The 20641-nt window shown below is 68.7% G+C and carries 19 protein-coding genes and 2 pseudogenes; 13 read left to right on the forward strand and 8 right to left on the reverse strand.

Going from position 1 to position 20641, the window contains the following annotated elements:
- Positions 1 to 13: 13 nt before the first annotated feature.
- Positions 14 to 1030, forward strand: a complete 1017-nt coding sequence (gene hemB, locus LRS10_RS17520) for a porphobilinogen synthase (protein ID WP_257838384.1) — start codon at positions 14 to 16, stop codon at positions 1028 to 1030.
- 50 nt (positions 1031 to 1080) lie between these two features.
- A pseudogene (locus LRS10_RS25250) lies at positions 1081 to 1290 on the forward strand (NUDIX domain-containing protein); the annotation flags it as partial.
- Here the strand turns inward: LRS10_RS25250 and LRS10_RS17530 are convergent.
- Genes LRS10_RS17530 through LRS10_RS17540 form a run of 3 tightly spaced genes read right to left on the reverse strand, consistent with a single transcriptional unit; the run spans position 1272 to position 3633 of the window.
- Complete coding sequence (locus LRS10_RS17530) at positions 1272 to 2276, reverse strand: alpha/beta fold hydrolase (RefSeq protein WP_374570301.1); 1005 nt, start codon at positions 2274 to 2276, stop codon at positions 1272 to 1274. The pseudogene LRS10_RS25250 and the gene LRS10_RS17530 sit on opposite strands and share 19 nt — an antisense overlap.
- Positions 2277 to 2287: 11 nt before the next feature.
- Positions 2288 to 2770 carry a GNAT family N-acetyltransferase gene (locus LRS10_RS17535; RefSeq protein ID WP_257838386.1) on the reverse strand — a complete coding sequence of 161 codons (483 nt, stop codon included), beginning with the start codon at positions 2768 to 2770 and terminating at the stop codon, positions 2288 to 2290.
- Positions 2767 to 3633, reverse strand: coding sequence for an NAD(P)-dependent oxidoreductase (locus LRS10_RS17540; RefSeq protein WP_374570305.1), 867 nt, complete (start codon positions 3631 to 3633; stop codon positions 2767 to 2769). The genes LRS10_RS17535 and LRS10_RS17540 overlap by 4 nt, the downstream gene beginning before the upstream one ends.
- 81 nt (positions 3634 to 3714) lie before the next feature.
- On the opposite strand from LRS10_RS17540, the gene LRS10_RS17545 reads away from it, so the two are divergent.
- The 5 genes from LRS10_RS17545 to LRS10_RS17565 all read left to right on the forward strand — a co-directional run bounded on the left by LRS10_RS17545 (position 3715) and on the right by LRS10_RS17565 (position 10001).
- On the forward strand, positions 3715 to 4620 hold the full coding sequence (locus LRS10_RS17545) for a flagellar motor protein MotB (RefSeq protein WP_257838388.1): 906 nt from the start codon (positions 3715 to 3717) through the stop codon (positions 4618 to 4620).
- 76 nt (positions 4621 to 4696) lie between these two features.
- Positions 4697 to 5470, forward strand: a complete 774-nt coding sequence (locus LRS10_RS17550) for an arginyltransferase (RefSeq protein ID WP_257838389.1) — start codon at positions 4697 to 4699, stop codon at positions 5468 to 5470.
- A 96-nt stretch (positions 5471 to 5566) separates the two neighbouring features.
- Positions 5567 to 6274, forward strand: coding sequence for a chromosomal replication initiator DnaA (locus LRS10_RS17555; protein WP_308237978.1), 708 nt, complete (start codon positions 5567 to 5569; stop codon positions 6272 to 6274).
- Between the two features lie 18 nt (positions 6275 to 6292).
- Complete coding sequence (locus LRS10_RS17560) at positions 6293 to 8500, forward strand: RNA degradosome polyphosphate kinase (protein WP_257838390.1); 2208 nt, start codon at positions 6293 to 6295, stop codon at positions 8498 to 8500.
- Positions 8481 to 10001, forward strand: coding sequence for a Ppx/GppA phosphatase family protein (locus tag LRS10_RS17565; protein ID WP_257838391.1), 1521 nt, complete (start codon positions 8481 to 8483; stop codon positions 9999 to 10001). The genes LRS10_RS17560 and LRS10_RS17565 overlap by 20 nt, the downstream gene beginning before the upstream one ends.
- Before the next feature lie 469 nt (positions 10002 to 10470).
- Here the strand turns inward: LRS10_RS17565 and rnd are convergent, their stop codons facing one another.
- Positions 10471 to 11646 (reverse strand): ribonuclease D, encoded by a 1176-nt coding sequence (gene rnd, locus LRS10_RS17570; protein ID WP_257838392.1) that lies wholly within the window; start codon positions 11644 to 11646, stop codon positions 10471 to 10473.
- An 81-nt stretch (positions 11647 to 11727) separates the two neighbouring features.
- Here rnd and purM point away from each other — a divergent pair, with 81 nt between their 5' ends.
- The 3 genes from purM (at position 11728) to LRS10_RS17585 (ending at position 14373) form a co-directional block, all read left to right on the forward strand.
- Positions 11728 to 12753 (forward strand): phosphoribosylformylglycinamidine cyclo-ligase, encoded by a 1026-nt coding sequence (gene purM, locus LRS10_RS17575; RefSeq protein ID WP_257838393.1) that lies wholly within the window; start codon positions 11728 to 11730, stop codon positions 12751 to 12753.
- 89 nt (positions 12754 to 12842) lie between these two features.
- A complete protein-coding gene (locus tag LRS10_RS17580) occupies positions 12843 to 13622 on the forward strand; it encodes a DUF3313 domain-containing protein (RefSeq protein ID WP_257838394.1) in 780 nt (259 codons plus the stop codon).
- 28 nt (positions 13623 to 13650) lie between these two features.
- Positions 13651 to 14373 carry a hypothetical protein gene (locus tag LRS10_RS17585; protein ID WP_257838395.1) on the forward strand — a complete coding sequence of 241 codons (723 nt, stop codon included), beginning with the start codon at positions 13651 to 13653 and terminating at the stop codon, positions 14371 to 14373.
- On the opposite strand, the gene LRS10_RS17590 is transcribed toward LRS10_RS17585, so the two are convergent.
- The 4 genes and pseudogenes from LRS10_RS17590 to LRS10_RS17605 all read right to left on the reverse strand — a co-directional run.
- The gene (locus LRS10_RS17590) at positions 14354 to 15409 is read right to left on the reverse strand and encodes a 2-oxoacid:ferredoxin oxidoreductase subunit beta (RefSeq protein ID WP_257838396.1); all 1056 of its coding nucleotides are present in this window, start codon (positions 15407 to 15409) and stop codon (positions 14354 to 14356) included. The genes LRS10_RS17585 and LRS10_RS17590 overlap by 20 nt on opposite strands.
- Complete coding sequence (locus LRS10_RS17595) at positions 15406 to 17247, reverse strand: 2-oxoacid:acceptor oxidoreductase subunit alpha (protein ID WP_257838397.1); 1842 nt, start codon at positions 17245 to 17247, stop codon at positions 15406 to 15408. The genes LRS10_RS17590 and LRS10_RS17595 overlap by 4 nt, the downstream gene beginning before the upstream one ends.
- Positions 17232 to 18740 (reverse strand): FAD-dependent oxidoreductase, encoded by a 1509-nt coding sequence (locus tag LRS10_RS17600; RefSeq protein WP_257838398.1) that lies wholly within the window; start codon positions 18738 to 18740, stop codon positions 17232 to 17234. The genes LRS10_RS17595 and LRS10_RS17600 overlap by 16 nt, the downstream gene beginning before the upstream one ends.
- A gap of 67 nt (positions 18741 to 18807) precedes the next feature.
- Positions 18808 to 19023: pseudogene (locus tag LRS10_RS17605) on the reverse strand (glutamate synthase); the annotation flags it as partial.
- Between the two features lie 302 nt (positions 19024 to 19325).
- Between LRS10_RS17605 and LRS10_RS17610 the strand changes: the two are divergent.
- The 3 genes from LRS10_RS17610 to LRS10_RS17620 all read left to right on the forward strand — a co-directional run bounded on the left by LRS10_RS17610 (position 19326) and on the right by LRS10_RS17620 (position 20587).
- Positions 19326 to 19505, forward strand: a complete 180-nt coding sequence (locus LRS10_RS17610; RefSeq protein ID WP_257838399.1) for a hypothetical protein — start codon at positions 19326 to 19328, stop codon at positions 19503 to 19505.
- Positions 19506 to 19572: 67 nt separating this feature from the next.
- Positions 19573 to 20091 (forward strand): AraC family transcriptional regulator, encoded by a 519-nt coding sequence (locus tag LRS10_RS17615; RefSeq protein WP_257838400.1) that lies wholly within the window; start codon positions 19573 to 19575, stop codon positions 20089 to 20091.
- Positions 20063 to 20587, forward strand: coding sequence for an AraC family transcriptional regulator (locus tag LRS10_RS17620; RefSeq protein ID WP_257838401.1), 525 nt, complete (start codon positions 20063 to 20065; stop codon positions 20585 to 20587). Before LRS10_RS17615 ends, LRS10_RS17620 begins: the two co-directional genes overlap by 29 nt.
- Positions 20588 to 20641 lie beyond the last annotated feature (54 nt).

Below are 20641 nucleotides of genomic sequence, written 5' to 3' on the forward strand. Positions count from 1 at the left end.
CCAAAGCCCGGCCATGACCAAAGCGCCCCTCGCCGCCTACCCCGCGCTCCGCCTGCGCCGTCTGCGCCAGGCCGACTGGATCCGCCGCCTGGTCCGCGAGACCGTCCTGACCCCCGCCGACCTGATCTGGTCGATGGTGGTGCACGAGGGCGACGGCGAGATCCGGGTAGGGTCGATGCCGGGCGTGAACCGGCTATCTGTGAAGGACGCGGCCAAGGCCGCCAAGGAGGCCCAGGCGCTGGGTATCCCGGCCATCGCCGTCTTCCCGCACATCGACGGCGCCAAGAAGGACGCCTCTGGCTCGCTCGCCGCCGACGCGAACGGTTTGGTCTGCAACGCCGTAAAGGCGATGAAGGACGCCGCCCCCGACGTTGGCATCATGTGCGACGTCGCGCTCGATCCGTTCACCGACCACGGCCACGACGGCCTGATCGAGAACGGCCGCATCCTCAACGACGCCACCATCGAGGCCCTGGTCGCCCAGGCCCTGGTCCAGGCCAAGGCCGGCTGCGACATCCTCGCGCCCTCCGACATGATGGACGGTCGTGTCGGCGCTCTGCGAACCGCCCTCGAGGCCGAGGGGCTCCAGGACGTGATGATCATGTCCTACGCCGCCAAGTACGCCTCGGCCTTCTACGGCCCGTACCGCGAGGCCATCGGCTCCGGGAAACTCGGGACGGGCAGCGTCGACAATCCCGGCGACAAGAAGACCTACCAGATGGATGCCGCCAACCAGGCCGAGGCGCTGCGCGAAGTCGCTCTCGATATCGCCGAGGGCGCCGACATGGTGATGGTCAAGCCCGGCATGCCCTACCTCGACATCGTCCGGCAGGTCGTCGACGCGTTCCAGATGCCGACCTTCGCGTTCCAGGTTTCCGGCGAGTACGCCATGCTTATGGCCGCCGCCCAGAACGGCTGGCTGGATGAGGAGCGCGCCATCCTAGAGAGCCTCGGCGCCTTCAAGCGCGCCGGCGCCTCCGGCGTGATCAGCTACTTCGCGCCGCGGGCGGCGCGGCTTCTCGGCGCGTGATCGTCGAGGTCGTCGGCGCCCTGATCCGGGACGCCGAGGGCCGGCTCCTGGTGGTCCGCAAGACCGGGGCGCAGCGCTTCATGCTCCCCGGCGGGAAGCGGGAGTCTGGGGAGGATGATCTGGCTGCCCTGGCGCGGGAGCTGCGCGAGGAACTGGGCGTGGCCCTCGTCTCGGCGGAGCCGCTCGGCCGGTTCGAGGCCGCCGCAGCAAACGAGCCGGGAGCCACCGTGAGGTCGTCCGCCTATCTGGCGGAAGTGACCGGAGAGATCCGCATGGCGGCCGAGCTCGAAGCGGTGCTCTGGATCGATCCGGCGACGCCGCGAGACGCACCGCTCGCCCCGCTGCTGGAACTGCGGATCCTGCCGGCCCTCAACGCGCTTCCGTAAGCCAGGCGCGCAGGATCGCGTTGACCTGCTCCGGCGCCTCCTGCTGCACCCAATGGGAGACGTTCGGCAGCCGCCGGATCGTGAGGTCCTTCACATAGTCGCCCGTGCCGTCGAGAAGCTCTGTTCCGAGGGCGGCATCCTCCCTCCCCCCAGACGATCAGGGTCGGCGTTTCGATCACCGGCCATGGGCCCGCCAGCTTGCCCTGCAGTCGTAGAGCAGCGCGGTACCAGTTGATCATCCCCCGCATGGCGCCCGGCCGCTGGGCGTCGCGGGCGTACCGGTCCAGCACGTCGGGCGTGAAATGCGTCTTGTCGACGGCCATCTCGTAGAATGCGCGCCGCACTGCACGCGCGTCGCGGGCCGTCGTCACCCACTCCGGCAGGCCGGGTATCTGGAAGAAGAACATGTACCAGCTCTTCGCCAGTTGGGCCCAGTTGCCCTTCCGCAGGTTCGCCGCCATCACCGCCGGATGCGGCACGTTCATGATCACCAGCCGCTCCAGGGGCCGCACACGGTTCGCGGCGAAGGTCCAGGCCAGCCCCGCGCCCCAGTCGTGGCCGATCAGCGTCACCGCCTTCGCGCCGCTCGCATCGATCAGGGCGGCGACATCCTCTATCAGCCGGTCGATGAGGTAGGACGGCACGTCCTGCGGCTTCGGTTCGGTCTCGCCGTAGCCCCGCAGGTCCGGCGCCCAGGCGCGGTAGCCCATCTCCGCCAGCAACGGCAGCTGGTGGCGCCACGAGAACCGGCTCTCCGGGAACCCATGCAGACAGAGCGCCAGGCGGTCGCCGCTTCCCGCCTCATCCACGGCGAACCGGAAGCCGTTGGCCTCCACCGTCCGCGTCGTCATGGCCCCCATGGATCCCTCCCTCACGTCGAGAAGTAGGCGCTCGGCTCCTCATACCCGGGCAGGTTGATCATCTGGACGAAGCGTAAGCCAATCTTCTCCAGCACCCGCTGCGAGGCGGTGTTCCCCGGGGCGGTGATCGCCGCCACCTTCGCAAGGCCCATGGCGTCCCGGGCATGGGCCAGAACCACGCGCGCCGCCTCCGTGGCGTAGCCGTGGCCGGCGTGGCGCGCCAGGAACGCATAGCCGATATCCGGGCTGTCCAGGCCCTCGCGTCCCACCACGATGCCGCACATCCCAACCGCCTCGCCGGCGCCGGTGCGCACGACGAACCAGGGGCTCTTCGAGAAGCGATCGGCGATATAGGTCCGCGCGTCATCCAGGCTGCGCACGCCTCGGTCGCCGATGTTGGCGATCCAGCCCGGATCGTTCAGAAGCTCCAGGACGAAGGCCGCGTCGGCCTCGGTCGGCGGGGTCAGCGTCAGCCGCTCCGTCGTCAGCATCATTCGGGTCGCTCCAGCCGCGCGACGAGACTGGAGGTGTCCCATCGGCTGCCGCCCATCGCCTGCACCTCGGCGTAGAACCGGTCGACCATCGCGGTCATCTCCAGCTTGGCTCCGTTGCGCTGAGCCTCGTCCAGCAGGAGGCCCAGGTCCTTTCGCATCCAGTCGACGGCGAAGCCGAAATCGAACTTGCCCTGCGCCATCGTGGGCCACCGGTTGTCCATCTGCCACGACTGGGCGGCGCCCTTGGAGATCGCCTCCAGAACGCCCTGCGGGTCGAGGCCCGCCCGCTTGGCGAAATGCAGCCCCTCGGCGAGCCCCTGGACCACGCCGGCGATGCAGATCTGGTTGACCATCTTGGTGAGCTGGCCTGCCCCGGCCTCGCCCATCCGGCGGATGGCCTTTGCGTAGGCCGCCATGACGGGCTCCGCCTTGGCGAAAGCCGCCTGGTCGCCCCCGCACATGATCGTCAGCTGACCGTTCTCGGCGCCGGCCTGGCCGCCGGAAACCGGCGCGTCCACGAAAGCGCGACCGCGCCGCCCCGCCAGGTCCGCCATCTCCCGCGCCACCACGGCCGAGGTCGTGGTGTGGTCGACGATCACCGCGTCGGGTGACAGGGCCTCCAGCGCTTCGCCCACGACCTGGCGCACATCGTCGTCGTTGCCGACGCACAGGAACAGAATATCGGCGCCCGCGGCGGCTTCCGCGACTGTCCCGCCCGTCCGGCCGCCGTGCGTCTCGACCCACCGCCGCGCCTTCTCGGGACTGCGGTTGAAGACCGCGACCTCGTGACCGGACCTCGCCAGGTGCCCCGCCATCGGAAAGCCCATCACGCCGAGACCGGCGAACGCCACCTTCATACCCACGCGCTCCGTAACCTTAGCTGCATCTTAACGAGCAGCCTTCACCTTCACCCCCGCTCTAGCAGGCGGACTCGGGGTGGACCAATGTCGGTGGGCGACCAGCCGATCGTCATCAAGAAGATCAAGAAGGGCGGCGGCCACGGCCACCATGGCGGCGCCTGGAAGGTCGCCTACGCCGACTTCGTGACCGCCATGATGGCCTTCTTCCTGCTGATGTGGCTGATCAACACTACCAGCCCCGAACAGAAGCGCGGCATCGCCGACTATTTCGCCCCCGCCAGCGTGTCTGAAACCACGTCCGGCGCCGGCGGCATTCTGGGCGGCAACGCCCTGGGCGCGGACGGCTCCAAGAGCGCCGGGGCCTCTGCGATCATCGAAGAGTTGGCCCCGGACAGCCGCAATCCCAACGACGGCAGGAACCGCGACGCTTCCAAGTCGGACTCGCTCGAGGCCGCTTCGACGCAGGCGCTGCGCGATGCGCTGCAGAAGCGCGAGGAGGCGGCCTTCGCCTCGGCCGCCCAATCGCTCCGCCAGGCGCTGCAGGACATGCCGGAGCTGGCCGAGCTTTCGAAGAACATCCTGATCGACCAGACGCCCGAAGGTCTGCGGATCCAGCTCGTCGACCAGGAGGGCCGCTCGATGTTCAACCAGGGATCGGCCCAGCCCAACGACCGCGCCAAGCTGCTGCTGCGCGCCGTGTCCAAGGTGATCAACCAGCTGCCCAACCGCGTCAGCATCTACGGCCATACCAGCGCCAACAGCGGCGGCGCGAAGTCCGAGGCCGACTGGCCTCTTTCCGCCGCCCGCGCCGATGCGTCGCGGCGCGTGCTGCAGGGTTCCGGCGTAGAGGCCGACCGCATCTACCAGGTTTCCGGCAAGGCCACGTCCGAGCCGCTCTACCCGGACGATCCGACCCTTCCCGGCAACCGTCGGATTGCGATCGTGTTGTTGCGTGAGGCGCCTGTCCTTCCGCAGGACGCGGGGTTGTAGCGAAGCGCCTTGCGCAACCGCCCCGCATGACGCCTAATTCGTTGAGGCGCTTTGATTTAGGGGCGGTCGCACACTCGTGACGCAGCATTTCCCGACCCGACAGCTCAGGTTCTTCCTGACCGCGCCGTCGCCTTGCCCCTACCTGCCAGAACGTTATGAGCGGAAGGTCTTCGCTCACCTGCCGCTTTCCGACGGGGCCACTGTCAACGACAGCCTGACCCAGGTCGGCTTCCGCCGATCCCAGAACATCGCCTATCGACCGGCCTGCGAGGCCTGCTCCGCCTGCGTCTCGGCGCGGATCCCCGCCTCGGACTATGTCTTCTCGCGCTCGGAGCGGAAGGTGCTGGCCCGGAACGAGGACATCGAGCGGCATCTCGTCGAGGCCGAGGCCACCATGGAGCAGTTCGACCTGCTCCGCCGCTACCTGCTGGCGCGCCACGCCGACGGCGGCATGGCCGAGATGACCTGGCCCGATTACGTCGCCATGGTCGAGGACACGGCGGTCCGCACGCACCTCATCGAATACCGCACGAAGTCGCCGGACGGCGGCCCGGGTGAGCTGGTGGCCTGCGCGCTGGTCGATCTGATGAGCGACGGCCTGTCGCTCGTCTACAGCTTCTACGACCCCGGTATGAAGCGGCGCAGCCTGGGCTCGTTCGTGATCCTCGACCACGTCGTCCAGGCGTGTCTGACGACCCTGCCCTACGTCTATCTGGGCTACTGGGTCCGCGGCTCGGAGAAGATGGATTACAAGGTCCGCTTCTCGCCCATCGAACTCCTCAAGGCGGAGGGCTGGGCGATCATGTCCAGCCGCGACCTGCGGCCGAAGGACGAACTTCCCCGCCTCTAGCCTGTGGAAGGCGGTGACGAACCGGCGGCCGCGATGGCTTCCCCTCGTTCGCGCCGCTAAACACTCGGGCGTGATGCTTTCCCCAGGACCCGGCGCATGGCGCGGCAGCTTCGGCTGAGCCTCGGCCGCCCCACGGCCTACGCCCGCGACGAATTTGTCGTCGGAGCCTCCAACGCGCCCGCCGTGAGGATGGTTGACGCCTGGCCCGCCTGGCCCGGCGGCGCTCTCACCCTCGTGGGACCGGAAGGCTCGGGCAAGACGCATCTGGCCCAGGCGTGGGCCGCCAGCGCAGGTGCGGCCGTGCTCGACCGCACCTCCCCCGACATCGCTGAGGCCGAGCGCCGGCCCGTGCTGGTCGAAGACGTCGACCAGGGCGTTCCGGATGAGGCGCTGTTCCACCTGATCAACCTTGCGGCCCGGGACGGTGGCGGCCTGCTGCTGACCGCGCGCAAGGCGCCGGCGCTGTGGTCAGCCGCCCTGCCCGACCTGCGCTCAAGGCTGAACGCGCTGCCGGTCGCCGAGATCGAGCCGCCGGACGATGCGCTGCTGGAGGGGTGCTGCGCAAATTCTTCCGCGCGCGGAATATTCGCCCGCCGGACGAGGTATATTCTTACCTTCTGCGACGCATGGGCCGGTCGATCCCGGACGCCCAGGAGATTGTCCGCAGGCTCGATGAGGCCGGCGACGAGGGCTTCAGGCCGGTCACGCGGGTGCTTGCCCGCCAGATTCTTGAGGGCGATAGTCAAAATCTTGATCTTTTCGAGTGATAACTCGGGCTCGGAACAGGTTGATCACCAACTCTGAGCTCCAGGAGCGGTCCTGATGTCGCAAGTCGCGCCGTACGCCTCGCAGTCTGCGAACGACGGGGCGCGCGCCGGGCATGGCTGGGACGGCGAACTCGCGGGCTCGCAAGCCCGGTTCTTCAACCGCGAACTGTCCTGGCTGGCGTTCAACCGGCGGGTCCTTGCCGAAAGCATGAACCCGCGCCACCCGCTGCTGGAGCGGCTGCGGTTCCTGGCGATCAGCGCCGGCAACCTCGACGAGTTCTACATGGTCCGCGTGGCGGGGCTGAAGGCCCAGGTCCGGGAACGGGTCCGCGTCTTCAGCCAGGACGGCCTCACGCCTTCCGAACAGCTGGCGCGCATCAACGCCGAAGCCGCCGACCTGATGGCCGACCAGCAGGTGCGCTGGCGCGAGATCACCGGTGAACTGGCCGCCGAGGGCCTGCATGTGGTCTCGGGCGGCGACATCACCGAGGCCGAGAAGGCCTCGCTGGAGAGCCGCTTCCTTTCCGAGCTGTTCCCGGTCTTGACGCCGCTCGCCATCGACCCAGCACATCCCTTCCCGTTCATCCCGAACCTGGCGTTCTCGCTGGTGCTCAACCTCCGCCGCCTGTCGGACGGCCGGCGCCTGCACGCCCTCGTGCCTCTCCCGGCGCAGGTGGCCCGCTTCTGGGAGCTGCCGCACGCCAAGGGGGGCCGTAAGCGGGACCGGCGCTATCTATCGCTCGAGGGCATCGTCGCCCTCTTCCTCGACCACCTCTTCCCCGGCTGCGAGGTCGAGAACCAGGGCGTCTTCCGCCTCATCCGCGACTCCGACGTGGAGATCGAGGAAGAGGCCGAGGACCTGGTCCGCGAGTACGAGGCCCTGCTCAAGCAGCGCCGAATGGGTTCGGTCGTGCGCGTCGAGATCGAGGCCGCCATGCCCGAGGAGCTGCGCGCCTTCATCTGCGAGAATCTTGACGCCAATCCCGAGGACATCATCCTCATCGACGGGCTGCTGGGCCTGGACGAGCTCTCGCAGCTCATCCCCGCCGACCGTCCCGAGCTGAAATTCAAGCCGTTCGAGCCGCGCTTCCCCGAGCGTATCCGCGACCACGGCGGCGACTGCTTCGCCGCTATCCGCGAGAAGGACATCCTGGTCCATCATCCGTTCGAGAGCTTCGACGTCGTCGTGCAGTTTCTGCGCCAGGCGGCCCGCGATCCGAACGTGCTGGCCATCAAGCAGACGCTCTACCGGACGTCCAAGGATAGCCCGATCGTCGCTGCGCTCATCGAGGCGGCCGAGAACGGCAAGAACGTGACCGCGGTCGTCGAGATCAAGGCCCGCTTCGACGAGGAAGCCAACCTCAAATGGGCGCGCGATTTGGAGCGCGCCGGGGTCCACGTCGTCTTCGGCTTCATCGAGTACAAGACCCACGCCAAGCTCTCGACGGTGGTCCGCCGCGAGGGCGACAGCCTGCGCAGCTACTGCCACTTCGGGACCGGCAACTACCACCCGATCACGGCGCGCATCTACACCGACCTGAGCCTCTTCACGACCGACGCGGCGCTCGCCCGCGACAGCGCGCGGCTGTTCAATTTCGTCACCGGCTACGCCCAGCCCGAAAGCCTCGAGAAGCTCTCCTTCTCGCCGGTCACCATGAAGCGCGACCTTCTGCGGTACATCGGCCAGGAGGCCGAGAACGCTCGGGCCGGCCTGCCGGCCGCCATCTGGGCCAAGCTGAACGCCCTGGTCGACGCCGACGTCATCGACGCCCTCTACGCGGCCAGCCAGGCTGGCGTGGCCATCGACCTGGTGGTCCGCGGGATCTGCTGTCTGAGGCCCGGCGTTCCCGGCCTCTCCGAGAACATCCGTGTGAAATCCATCGTCGGCCGCTACCTCGAACATTCGCGCATCGTGGCCTTCGCCAACGGCCACGCCATGCCGTCGGCTCAGTCGCGGGTCTTCATCTCCTCCGCCGACTGGATGCCGCGCAATCTCGAGCGCCGCGTCGAATGTCTGACGCCCATTGAGAACCCGACGGTGCATCAGCAGGTTCTCCAGCAGATCATGCTGGCCAACCTGAAGGACGAAGCCCAGAGCTGGACCTTGGACGCCGAGGGCCGCTATAGGCGTGAACCGTCCTGGGACCACCCCAACGCCTTTTCCGCGCACGAGTATTTCATGACCAATCCCAGCCTCTCCGGCAGAGGCCAGCGAGTGAAGGACATGCCGCGCGCGATCGACCATGTGGCCCCGCGCGGATAGCCGCTCCGCCGCCGTCGGCGTGCGCCCCGAAGCCCGGCAGGCCGCCGTTATCGACGTCGGCTCGAACTCGGTGCGCCTCGTCATCTACCGGATCGACGGCCGCGCGCTCTGGACCATCTACAACGAGAAGGTGGTCGCGGGCCTCGGGCGGGATCTGCCCGCCACCGGCCGGCTTAATCCGGAAGGCGTCGAGGCCGCCATCTCGGCGCTCCGCCGTTTCCGCGCCGTCCTCGACGGCTGGCAGGCATCCGAGGTGACGACCGCCGCCACCGCCGCGGTCCGCGAGGCCGCCGATGGCCGTGCCTTCCTCAAGCGCGTGAAGGACGAGACCGGCCTCGAGGTGCGCATCCTCTCCGGCGAGGAGGAGGCCCATTACGCGGCGCTTGGCGTTCGGGCCGGCGATCCGCAGGCCGAGGGCGTCGTCGGCGACCTCGGAGGCTCCAGCCTGGAGCTCATCCGGCTCAACGGCGCAGCGCCGGTGGAGGGCGTGACCTTGCCGCTCGGCCCCTTCGCCCTGGGCGCGCCCAAGCCGCTGGACGTCGATCGCATCCGCCGCACCGTCGATGGCCATCTCGCGCCCCACGCCAACCGCTTCGCCGGCCGCGATTTCCATGCCGTCGGGGGCGCCTGGCGAAACCTCGCCCTGCTGCACATGCAGCTCGCCGACTACCCGCTGCACGTCGCCCATCAGTATGAGATGAGCCGCGCCGACGCCCTCGATGTCGCCCGCTTCGTCGAACGGCAATCGCGCTCGTCGCTGGAGCGGATCCAGGGGCTATCCAAGAAGCGTTTCGACACCCTGCCCTATTCGGCCCTGGTGCTTGACCAGCTGATCGAGCGGCTGGGGCTCGAGCGTGTCGTGATCTCGGCCTACGGCGTCCGCGAAGGGATGCTCCTGGAGGCCATGCCCGCGGAGGTCCGCCGGCGCGATCCGCTGATCGAGGGCTGTGACGCGCTCACCGCGCAGAAGGGCGTATCGCCCGACCTCGGGCCGGCTCTGGAGGCCTGGATCGGCGGCCTCTTCGAGAAACTGCCGCATGTCTTCGGCGCGGCGCGCGACCGGGTGCTGATCTCCGCCGCCTGCCGTCTGGCCGACCTCGGCGCCCGGCTGCACCCCGACCATCGCGCCGACCTTGCCTTCGAGCAGGTCCTGCGAGCGCCGATCGCCGGCATGGATCACCGTGAGCGGGCCTTCCTGGCGTCCACCGCCTACGCCCGCCACTCGTCTGCGGCCGCCACACCCGAACCGGACACGATGGCCCGGCTGCTCTCCCCCGACCGCCGGCAGCGCGCGCGCGCCCTAGGCTCGGCCATCCGCCTCGGCTGCGACCTGTCGGGCCGCAATCCCCGCCTGTTGGAAAGCTCGAGCCTTGCGCTCCGCGGCGATCGCCTGGCGCTGACGACGGTCTCCGGCTGGGAAGACATGCTGCTCGGCGAACAGACCGCCAAGCGGGCCCAGGTCCTGGCCCAGGCGCTGAAGCTCAAGCTGGAGATGGGCTGAGCCGCTTGCCGCATAGCAAGAGGGCGGCGCCCCGGTCGCCCGGAACACCGCCCTCTGAACCAGATCCGTTGGGGGACCTGAGCCTCAAGGTCGGAGGAGGTCTCCGCGTCGCCGGTCGCCCGGCTCGGCCTTGCTCCGCCCCCGTTGCCGCCTCCCGGAGCTCCGGCTCGGTCGCCCCGAGGGGTTTCCGCGCCGTCCGTCCTGGAGGGGCCTTCCGCTCGCCTCTCGGTCCGGTCTCCCAGTCGCCTGGCTTCTCGGTCCGCCGCGCCGCAGTCCCTCTCGGCAAGGTCACGATCACCCACGTCCCGGCCGGCGGCAAGCGGTGTTCGGCGAACGGTTGTGCATCGTACGGGGAAGATGCGGTGGACAGGCTGTGGAAAGCGCGCGGAGCAACGACCAAAGCTGAGCCGTTTCAGCCGCTTGAGGTTATCCGCAGATCTTAGAGACCGGCTGCCAAAGCAGTCGGCCGCTAGGCCGACGCCGCCTTCGGCGCCCGTCGCACCTCGACCACCCGCACGCGCGTGCCGTCCAGCACCAGGGCCAGTTCGCCGCGCTTCAGCTTCAGGGCGTCCTCGCCGAACGCCTCGCGCCGCCAGCCCTTCAGGGCCGCCGTTTCGGCATTGTCGTGGTTGGCGATCTGCTCCAGATCCGCCACCGTGGCGATCAGCTTGGAAGCGACGCCCGCCTCCTCCGCCCTGGCCTTCAGCAGCACCTTCAGCAGCTCGACCACGGCGCCTGCCGCCGGCGATGTCGGCTGGCGGGCCTTCTCGATCACGGGCGCATAGGCTTCGGGATCCTTCAGGGCCTCGCGAACGGCAGCGATCAGATCCGGCCCGAACCGCGAGCCCGAGAAGCCCTTCGGCACCGAGCGCAGGCGGTCCAGCGCATCAGCGTCGGTCGGGGCCTGGGTGGCGATCTCGTCGATCGCTTCGTCCTTGAGGATGCGGCCGCGCGGCTGGTCGCGCAGCTGCGCTGTCCGCTCGCGCCACGCCGCCACGGCCCTATAGACCGCCAGGTACTTGGCCGTATGCCGCCGCGGCCGCAGGCGCTTCCAGGCGTTGTCCGGCTCGACGTCGTAGTTCGCCGGGTCGGTCAGGTCTTCCATCTCGTCGGTGACCCAGGCGAGGCGCCCTTCCCGCTCCAGCCGCTCGCGCAGCATCGGGTAGAGCCTGGCGAGGTGCGTCACGTCCGCGAGCGCATAGGTCAGCTGGTTGTCCGAGAGCGGCCGGCGGGCCCAGTCGGTGAACCGTGAACTCTTGTCGAGCTCGATCTTCAGCATCTGCCGCACCAGCGCGTCATAGGCGATCTGCTCGCCGAAGCCCGCCGCCATGCCGGCGACCTGCGTGTCGAACAGCGGGCGCGGCATGGCGCCCAGGTTGTTGAAGATTTCCACGTCCTGTCGGGCGGCGTGGAAGACCTTCAGGATGCTGCTGTCCTTGAGGATCTCCAGGAAGCAGCCCAGGTCCAGACCGTCCGCCAGCGGATCGATCGTCGCTTCGGCGTTAGGGCTCGCGGCCTGGATGAGGCACAGCTTCGGCCAGTAGGTCGTCTCGCGCATGAACTCGGTGTCCACGGCGACGAACGGCTGGCCCTTGATCTTCGCGCAGAACGCCTCGAGTTCCGCGGTGGTTGTGATCGGCGTCATCAATTAGCTATAGCCCCGCGCGCGCCCGAGTCTGCAAGTCCGCATGCGCGGCGGTCTCCAAACACTATAGGCCTTCCCAGAATGTCCGAGCGTCCGAACGGTCTCACCTACGCTCAAGCCGGCGTCGACATAGACGCAGGCAACGCGCTCGTCGAGCGGATCAAGCCGCTGGCGAAGTCCACGCGCCGTCCCGGCGCCGACTCCTCGCTGGGCGGCTTCGGCGCGCTGTTCGACCTGAAGGCCGCCGGCTACGACGATCCGCTGCTGGTCACGACGACCGACGGCGTCGGCACAAAGCTGAAGGTCGCCATCGAGACGGGGATCCACGACACGGTCGGCGTCGACCTCGTGGGCATGTGCGTCAACGACCTGCTGGCCCAGGGCGCCGAGCCGCTGATGTTCCTGGACTATTACGCGACCGGCAAGCTCGACGTCGACGCCGCGGCGGCCGTCGTCGCCGGTATCGCCGAGGGGTGCCGTCAGGCCGGCTGCGCCCTCGTGGGCGGCGAGACCGCCGAAATGCCTGGCATGTACGCCGAGGGCGACTACGACATGGCCGGCTTCTGCGTCGGCGCCGTCGATCGCGACAAGGTGCTGCCGCGGCTGGGCGACCAGAAGGAAGGCGACATCCTCATCGGCCTCGCCTCCTCGGGCCCGCACTCAAACGGCTATTCGCTGATCCGCCGCATCGTCGAGCGCTCGGGCCTCGGCTGGGACGCGCCCGCCCCGTTCGCCGAGGGCAAGACGCTGGCCGCCGCCCTGCTGGAGCCGACGCGGATCTACATCAAGACCGTCCTGCCGCACCTGAAGGCCGGCCGCATCAAGGGCCTGGCGCATATCACCGGCGGCGGCCTCATCGAAAACCCGCCGCGGGCCATCGCGGAAGGTCTCGAGGCGAAGTTCGACTGGAGCGCCTGGACCCTGCCGCCCGTGTTCGAATGGCTGCAGGCCGCCGGCGGCGTCTCCGAGCACGAAATGCGCCGCACCTTCAACTGCGGCGTGGGGCTCGTGCTGATCGTCGATCCGCACGACCTGCCCGACGTGCTCGAGGGTCTGGTCCGCGATGGCGAGGACGCCTTCGTCGTCGGAGAACTGGCGAAAGCCTGACGCTTCCCCCGCGACAGCTTCACAGGACGACTTGCGATTTCATGCGTTGAAGGTGCGTCCTTCAACCCAGGGTCAACGTAGGGGCCTGCATGAAACCGATCCTTGCCCTCCCGCTCGCGCTGGCGTTGGTGGCCTGCGCCACGCCTCATCGCCCGTCCGACTTCCTGACCAGCTACGAGGGCCTCGAGGCGCGCGAAGGCACGGTGCGGGCTGATATCCGCGAGCGGCGCGACGATGCGGCGCTCGCCGGCGTCCGCCGCGTGGTGCTCGCCCCGACGATCCTGATGCCCGACGCCAAGGCCAAGCTCGGCTGGCTGTCCGAGAGCGAGCAGACCCTCCTCCTGCGCGAGGTGGACGCCCAGCTCTGCTTCGAGGCCTCCGAGCGCTACGAGCTGGTGAAGGAGAACGCCGACGCCAGCCTGCGGGCCGCCGTCACCCGCGTCGGGGCGACGAACGCCGCCGGCTCCCTGGCCTCGGCGGCCGCGGGCTTCTTCATCCCCGGCCCGATCGGCCTGCGCGTGCCCGGTTCGACGGGAGGCCTCGGAGCGGAAGCCGAGTTGCTCGCTCGCGACGGTCGGCAGCTCGCCGCGATCACTTGGAACCGCAACGCGACGCCGATCGGCACCGACAATCCCTCCCTGAGCCGGGTCGGCGATGCGCTGCAGTTCGCCGAGCCCTTCGCCGACGATGCGGTGAAGGCGCTGAGCGCCAGCGACGCCAGGTCGGGTGAGATCCCCAAGCCCGATCCGTGCGCGGAATACGGCCCGCGGATCCGCCCTGAAGGTTGGCTCACCAAGTTCGCCACCGGCCTCTACATCCCCGAGACCAGCGCCGCCAAACCAGCCAAGGACGAGTCGAAGGAGCCCTAGTCTTGAAGGACGCCCCCGAAAGCTGGCGGTGATCGCCGCGGTCGTCTTCGCCATCGCCGCGCCGGCGAGCCAAGCCTACTTCGACGTCGGTCTCTCGGCCTCGGAGTTCGCCGACCAGGGAAACAGCACCCTCCGGGCCGCCGGCTACGCCTTCTCGATCTGGAGCCTGATCTACCTGGGTCTCGCGGCCTATGCGATCTGGCAGGCCCTGCCGCGCAACACCGGCAACGCCGCGATCCGCGCCCTGGCGTGGCCGTCGGTCTTCACCATCGCCGCCACCGGCGCCTGGATCTACGCCTCGGCCTTCAACGCGCGCTGGCTGACCGTCGCCATCATCGCCGCCGCGGCGGCGGTGATGATCTTCGGCCTCATGCGCGCCAGCCGGGGCAAGAGCGCCTTCCTGGACTGGTTGCTGGTCTGGTGGCCGCTCGGCCTGCTCGCCGGCTGGCTCACCGTCGCCTCAGCGGTGAACATCCTGACCATCATGACGGCCGAAGGCCTCATCGCTCCGGACCCCGCAGTGCTCTACGGCGCCGCTGGCGTCCTTATCACGACCGGCGTGGCCCTCTGGGTCCTGAGGCGCACTGCCGTCCTGCCATACGGCGCGGCGGTCGCCTGGGGTCTCGTCGCGGTGTGGGTCGCCGAGCGTCCCGACAATCCCATCGCCGCCTGGCTGGCCCTGGCCTGCGCGATAGCCGTCGGCCTCGCCGCCGCATGGTGGGGGCGGCCCGCTACCTCAGGGAGGCGTTGATCGCCGCCAGCGCCGCCTGGCCAGGCACGAGCTCGGCCTCGCCCAGCTGGTTCAACGGCGTGTCGACCGTGCCGACGCTGTCGTGCAGGTCGCCGGCGTCGGGATCGACGAACAGCAGCCCCGTCACGATCTGGCCCCGCGCTTGCCGCGCCTGCAGATAGCCCAGCGCCTGGGCCCGGTTGTTGGGATTGTACAGCTCGGCCAGCTTGTGCAGCGACAGGATCGAGCCGTCGTGCTGCTGCACCCGCACCGTCTCGCCGGGCTTGTAGTCGACGTGGATCGGATCCCGGGGCGTGATCACGTCCAGCCGGTTCACGGCCTCGTTGTGCTCGCGCACGTAGTCGAAGCTCTTGGTCGAGCCCGGGTGGTTGTTGAACTGCACGCAGGGGCTGATGCAGTCGATGAACGCCGCGCCCTTGTGCGCCAGCCCGGCCTTGATCAGCGGCACGAGCTGCGCCTTGTCGCCCGAGAACGAGCGGGCCACGAAGGTCGCGCCCATCTGCAGCGCCAGGCTCACCATGTCGATGCCCGCGTCGTGGTTCACCACGCCCCGCTTAGACTTCGAACCCTTGTCCGAGGTCGCCGAGAACTGGCCCTTGGTCAGGCCATAAACGCCGTTGTTCTCGACGATGTAGAGCATGTTCACGCCCCGCCGGATGGCGTGGGCGAACTGGCCGAGGCCGATGGAGGCGCTGTCGCCGTCACCCGAGACTCCGAGGTAGATCAGCTCCCTGTTCGCCAGGTTCGCGCCGGTCAGCACCGACGGCATCCGGCCGTGCACGGTGTTGAACCCGTGGCTGTTGCCCAGGAAGTAGTCCGGGGTTTTCGACGAGCAGCCGATCCCCGACAGCTTCGCCACCCTGTGCGGCGGCAGCTCCAGCTCGAAGCAGGCCTGGATGATCGCCGCCGAGATCGAGTCGTGGCCGCAGCCCGCGCACAGCGTCGAGACCGAGCCCTCGTAGTCTCGCCGCGTGTAACCCAGGCCGTTGGTCGGCAGCTTCGGGTGATGGAGCTGGGGCTTGAGGATATAGGTCATTCCGCCGCCTCGATCTGGCCCAGGGACAGCAGTTGCCCGATCTCGCCGGCGATGAAGCGAGCGGTGATCGGCGTCCCGTCGTAGTGCAGCACCGGAACCAGCTTGGACGGGTCGACGCCGATCTCGGTCATCAGCAGGGTCCGCAGCTGGCCGTCGCGGTTCTGCTCGACGACAAACAGCCGGTCATGGGAGGCGATGAATTCATCCACCGCATGGGCGAAGGGAAAGCCCCGGACGCGCAGTGCGTCGAGCCGTCGCCCCTGGGCCTCCAGGATCTCAAGGGCCTCGTCCATGGCGACGCTCGTGGAGCCGAAGTAGATCACCCCGTCCTTGGTCTTGCCCTTGGCGGGCTTGAGCACGGGGGCCGGAACCAGCGTCTTGGCCGTTTCGAACTTCCGCAGCAGCCGCTGCATGTTGTCGACATAGACCGCGCCCTCCTCCGAGTAGCGCGCATATGGGTTTCGCGAAGTGCCGCGGGTGAAGTAGCCGCCCTTGGTCGGGTGGGTTCCGGGATAGGTGCGGAACGGGATGCCGTCGCCGTCCACCTCCTTGTATCGCCCGAAGTCGGCGCCCGCCTCCAGCTCCTCGGCCGTCATCACCTTGCCGCGGTCAAGCTTGCGGCTGTCGTCCCAGGCGAAGGGCTTGGTCAGCCATTCGTTCATGCCGATGTCGAGGTCCAGCATGACGAAGACCGTCGTCTGCAGGCGGTCGGCGAGATCGAAGGCCAGGGCGCCCATCTCGAAGCATTCGCCGGGATCGGCCGGCAGCAGCAGCGGGTGCTTGGTGTCCCCGTGACTGGCGTAGGCCGCGGCCAGCAGGTCCGCCTGCTGGGTTCGGGTCGGCATGCCGGTGGACGGTCCGCCCCGCTGAACGTCGAAGATCACCGCTGGGATCTCGGCGAAATAGCTGAGGCCGATGAACTCCGTCATCAGCGAAACGCCCGGCCCTGACGTCGCGGTGAACGCCCGGCAGCCGTTCCAGCCCGCGCCGACCACCATGCCGATCGAGGCGATCTCGTCTTCGCCCTGGATGATCGCATAGCGGGCCTTGCCGGTGTCCGGGTCCACCCGCAGGTCCTGGCAATAGGCGGTGAACGCCTCGGCCAGGGAGGTCGACGGCGTGATCGGATACCAGGCGCAGACCGTCGCCCCGCCATAAACGGCGCCGAGCGCCGCCGCCTGGTTTCCTTCGACGTAGATCCGGTCGCCCACCGCATCGGCCTGACGCACCTGCAGCGGCAGGGGTGCGAGGTTCTGTTTCACATGGTCGAGACCCATGTGGAGGGCCTCGACATTGGCGCGGATCAGCTTGTCGCGGCCGGCGAAATCCTCCGCAAGCAGCGCCTCGATGGCGCTTACATCCATGCCAAGAAGTCCCGCTAAGGCTCCGACATAGATGATGTTCTTGAACAGTTGCCGCTCGCGCGGCAGCTCGTAGGCCTCGTTGCACATGGCCGTCAGGGGCACGCCGATGACGGCGATATCGTCCCGGAACCTCGAGGGCGGGATGGGCCGGGTGGAGTCATAGAACAGGAACCCGTTGCTCTCGATTTCGGCCAGGTCGCGGTCCCAGGTCTGAGGGTTCATCGCCACCATCAGATCGACGCCGCCGCGCCGGCCGAGGTGACCCGCCTCGGTGATCCGGACCTCGTACCAGGTGGGTAGGCCCTGGATGTTCGACGGGAAGATGTTCCGCGCCGCCACCGGCACGCCCATCCGCAGGATGGAGCGGGCGAACAGCCCATTGGCGCTGGCCGAGCCCGAACCGTTCACATTGGCGAACTTGACGACGAAGTCGTTCACACGGGGGGCCGCCCCACTCTTCACCGGCTGAGGCATGCCGCCTCCGCCTGGGTGGTCTCCAGGTAGAATTTCTGCATGTCCCAGGCCCCCGTCGGACATCTCTCTGCGCAAAGCCCGCAGTGCAGGCACACGTCCTCGTCCTTGACCATGATCCGTCCGGTGGAGAGCGTCCCCGACACGTAGAGATCCTGGGTAAGGTTCAGCGCCGGCGCCTTCAGCCGCGTGCGGAGCTCAGGCTCGTCCACCTCCTCGGTGAAGGTGATGCAGTCCATCGGGCAGATATCGACGCAGGCGTCGCACTCGATGCACAGCTTGTCCGCGAACACCGTCTGGACGTCGCAGTTCAGGCACCGCTGCGCCTCGCCCAGCGCCAGCTCGCGATCGAAGCCGAGTTCGACCTCCAGCCGAACATCCTGCAGCGCCTCGGCCTTCTCCCGCATCGGCACCCGGTAGCGGCGATCGTTCGAGACGTCGTTGTCATAGCTCCACTCGTGGATGCCCATCTTCTGGCTCACCAGGCTGGCGCCCGGCGGGGGCCGCTGCGCCACGTTCCGGCCCTCGCAGAACAGGTGTATCGACACCGCCGCCTCGTGGCCGTGCGCCACCGCCCAGATGATGTTCTTCGGCCCGAACGCCGCGTCCCCGCCGAAGAACACGCGCGGGTTCGTCGACTGCATCGTCAGCGGGTCGACCTTGGGCATGCCCCAGTCGTCCCAGTCGAGCCCGATATCCCGTTCGATCCAGGGGAAGGCGTTCTCCTGGCCCACAGCGATCAGCACGTCGTCGCAGGCGTAATGCTCGTCCGGCTGGCCCGACGGGACCAGCTTGCGCCGCCCCGCGTCGTCATAGACCGCTTCGACCACCTCGAAGACCACCCCCGTCAGCTTGCCGCCCTCGTGGGTGAAGGCCTTCGGGACGCGGTAGTTGAGGATCGGGATGTCCTCGTGCATCGCGTCCTCCTTCTCCCAGGGAGACGCCTTCATCTCCTCGAAACCGGAGCGCACGATCACCTTCACGTCGGTTCCGCCGAGCCGTCGCGACGTGCGGCAGCAGTCCATGGCCGTGTTGCCGCCGCCCAGCACGATCACGCGCCGGCCGATCTTCTCGATGTGGCCGAACGAGACCGAGGCCAGCCAGTCGATGCCGATGTGGATGTTGGCCGCCGCCTCCTGCCGGCCCGGCAGGTCCAGGTCGCGGCCCCGCGGCGCGCCTGAGCCCACGAACACCGCGTCATAGCCGTCTTCGAGCAGCGCCTTCAGGCTGTCGACGCGCTGGCCCAGGCGCAGGTCCATCGGCGCAAGCCGGGTCACGAAGCCCACCTCCTCGTCGATCACCTCTTCCGGCAGGCGGAAGCGCGGAATCTGGCTGCGGATGAAGCCGCCGGCCTTGGCGTCCTGATCGTACAGGACGATCTCGTAGCCCAGCGGCGCGAGGTCCCGCGCCACCGTCAGCGACGCCGGTCCCGCGCCGACCAGGGCGACCCGCCGCCCGTTCGGCGCGGCCGCCGGCTCCGGCATGCGGGCCAGCACGTCCCCCCTTGTTGTCCGCCGCGACCCGCTTGAGCCGACAAATGGCCACCGGTTCTTCCTCGACCCGCCCGCGCCGGCAGGCCGGTTCGCAGGGGCGGTCGCAGGTCCGGCCCAACACGCCCGGAAAGACGTTGGACCGCCAGTTGATCATGTAGGCGTCGGCGTACCGGCCGTCGGCGATCAGGCGGATGTACTCGGGTACGGGCGTATGGGCCGGACAGGCCCACTGGCAATCGACGACCTTGTGGAAGTAGTCGGGCCCCTCGGTACGCGTGCGCTGCAAAACAGGTTTCCTTCCCGCGACGCTCTACTCCCGCGGCGGCGAAGTCGAACCTGCTTCCGCAGGTGGCTCCCCGGCCCCGGCGCGGCGTTCAATCCGCCAACGCTACGCCTCATCCGGCCGCCTCGCCAACCATGTTCTGCGATTTGTGTTCGGCGAGGCATCCCTCGCAGGCTCGGCGTGCAGCACCCCTGACGCGATCGTGAGCTTTTCTGGAGAGCGTCGCCGTGGCGGCGTCAGAGGGTGAATGATAACTTAACGGCGGGAGAGAGAGGTCCGCGCTGCGGGCCCGAGGGAGACTGCCGATGGATCTGCCCACCGACCGCGTTCCCGATACCGTGCTGGCCCAGGACCTCATCGACGTCCTGCCGCCGGACGTCCTGGTTCTGGACGCGCCCGACGTGCTCGATCTGCACCGCGAGATCAATGCCCGCCGCGCCCAGCTTGAAAATCCCGAACTTTTGCGGCGCATCCGTTCGCTCTAGCCGCTGCATCCAACCCGCCCCGCCCACGCCTCTATCGTCCTGAGGACGTGCAGCGCATGGGGTGATGATGGCCGGATTGACGGTCGGAGCAGGGTTCGTCCGGGGCCTCCTGGACTTTGCGGTCCGCAAGGGCGCCGACCGGCGGACGCTTTCCGCCCGCGCGCGGCTCGACCTCGCCCAGATCGCCGACGAGGACGCCCGCCTGCCCTTCCAGGCCTATGTCGACCTGATGCACGCCGCCCAGGCGCTGACCGGCGACCCGGCGCTGGCCCTGCACTACGGCTCGGACGTCGATGTCGCCGACATCTCGATCGTCGGCCTCATCGGCCAGGCCTCGGCCGACGCCATGGAGGCCTTCGTCCAGCTGAACCGCTACGTCCCGCTGATCGTCGAGACCCGCAACGCGGACGATGGCGACCGCTTCCGCATGACCATGGACGCCCGCGGCCTCTGGATTGTCGATGCGCGCCTCGACGCCAACGACTTCCCCGAGCTCACCAGAATCCGCCTTCGCCCACATCGTCTGCTCGCCGCGCCGTCACGGTCACCAGCTGCGCGTGAAGGCGCTCCACGTCACCCACCCTGATCCCGGATATCGCGCTGAGTACGAGGCGCTGTTCGGTTGCCCTGTCACCTTCGAGGCCGACCGCAACGCCTTCCTGATCGATCCCGCCTGGCCCCAGGCGCCGGTCCAGCACCTGCCGCGCTACGCCTTCGACGTGCTGTCGGGCCACGCCGAGGGGCTGCTGGCGAGCCTCGCCTCGGCCGGCACGGTCCGTGGGACCGTCGAGAAGCACCTGGCCGCGATGCTGCACACCGGCGAGGTGGGCGTCGACGCCGTGGCCGCCCGCATGGCCATCAGCCGTCAGACCCTCTATCGCAAGCTCAAGGCCGAGGGCGTCACCTTCGAGCAGGTCCTCGACGAACTGCGCGAGGCGCTGGCGCTGCGCTACCTCAAGGGCCGGAGGGTCTCGGTCAACGAAACTGCCTACCTGGTCGGCTTCTCCGATCCCGCGGCCTTCTCCCGCGCCTTCAAGCGCTGGACCGGGCTCAGCCCCCGCGAGGCCAGGAACGCCGCCTAGGCCCAAACGAAAACGGCGCCGCCCGGGGGCGACGCCGCTTCGAACTCTCCTTGG

The organism is Phenylobacterium sp. J426 (genome assembly GCF_024699945.1).
In the GTDB taxonomy this organism is placed as follows: Bacteria; Pseudomonadota; Alphaproteobacteria; order Caulobacterales; family Caulobacteraceae; genus Phenylobacterium.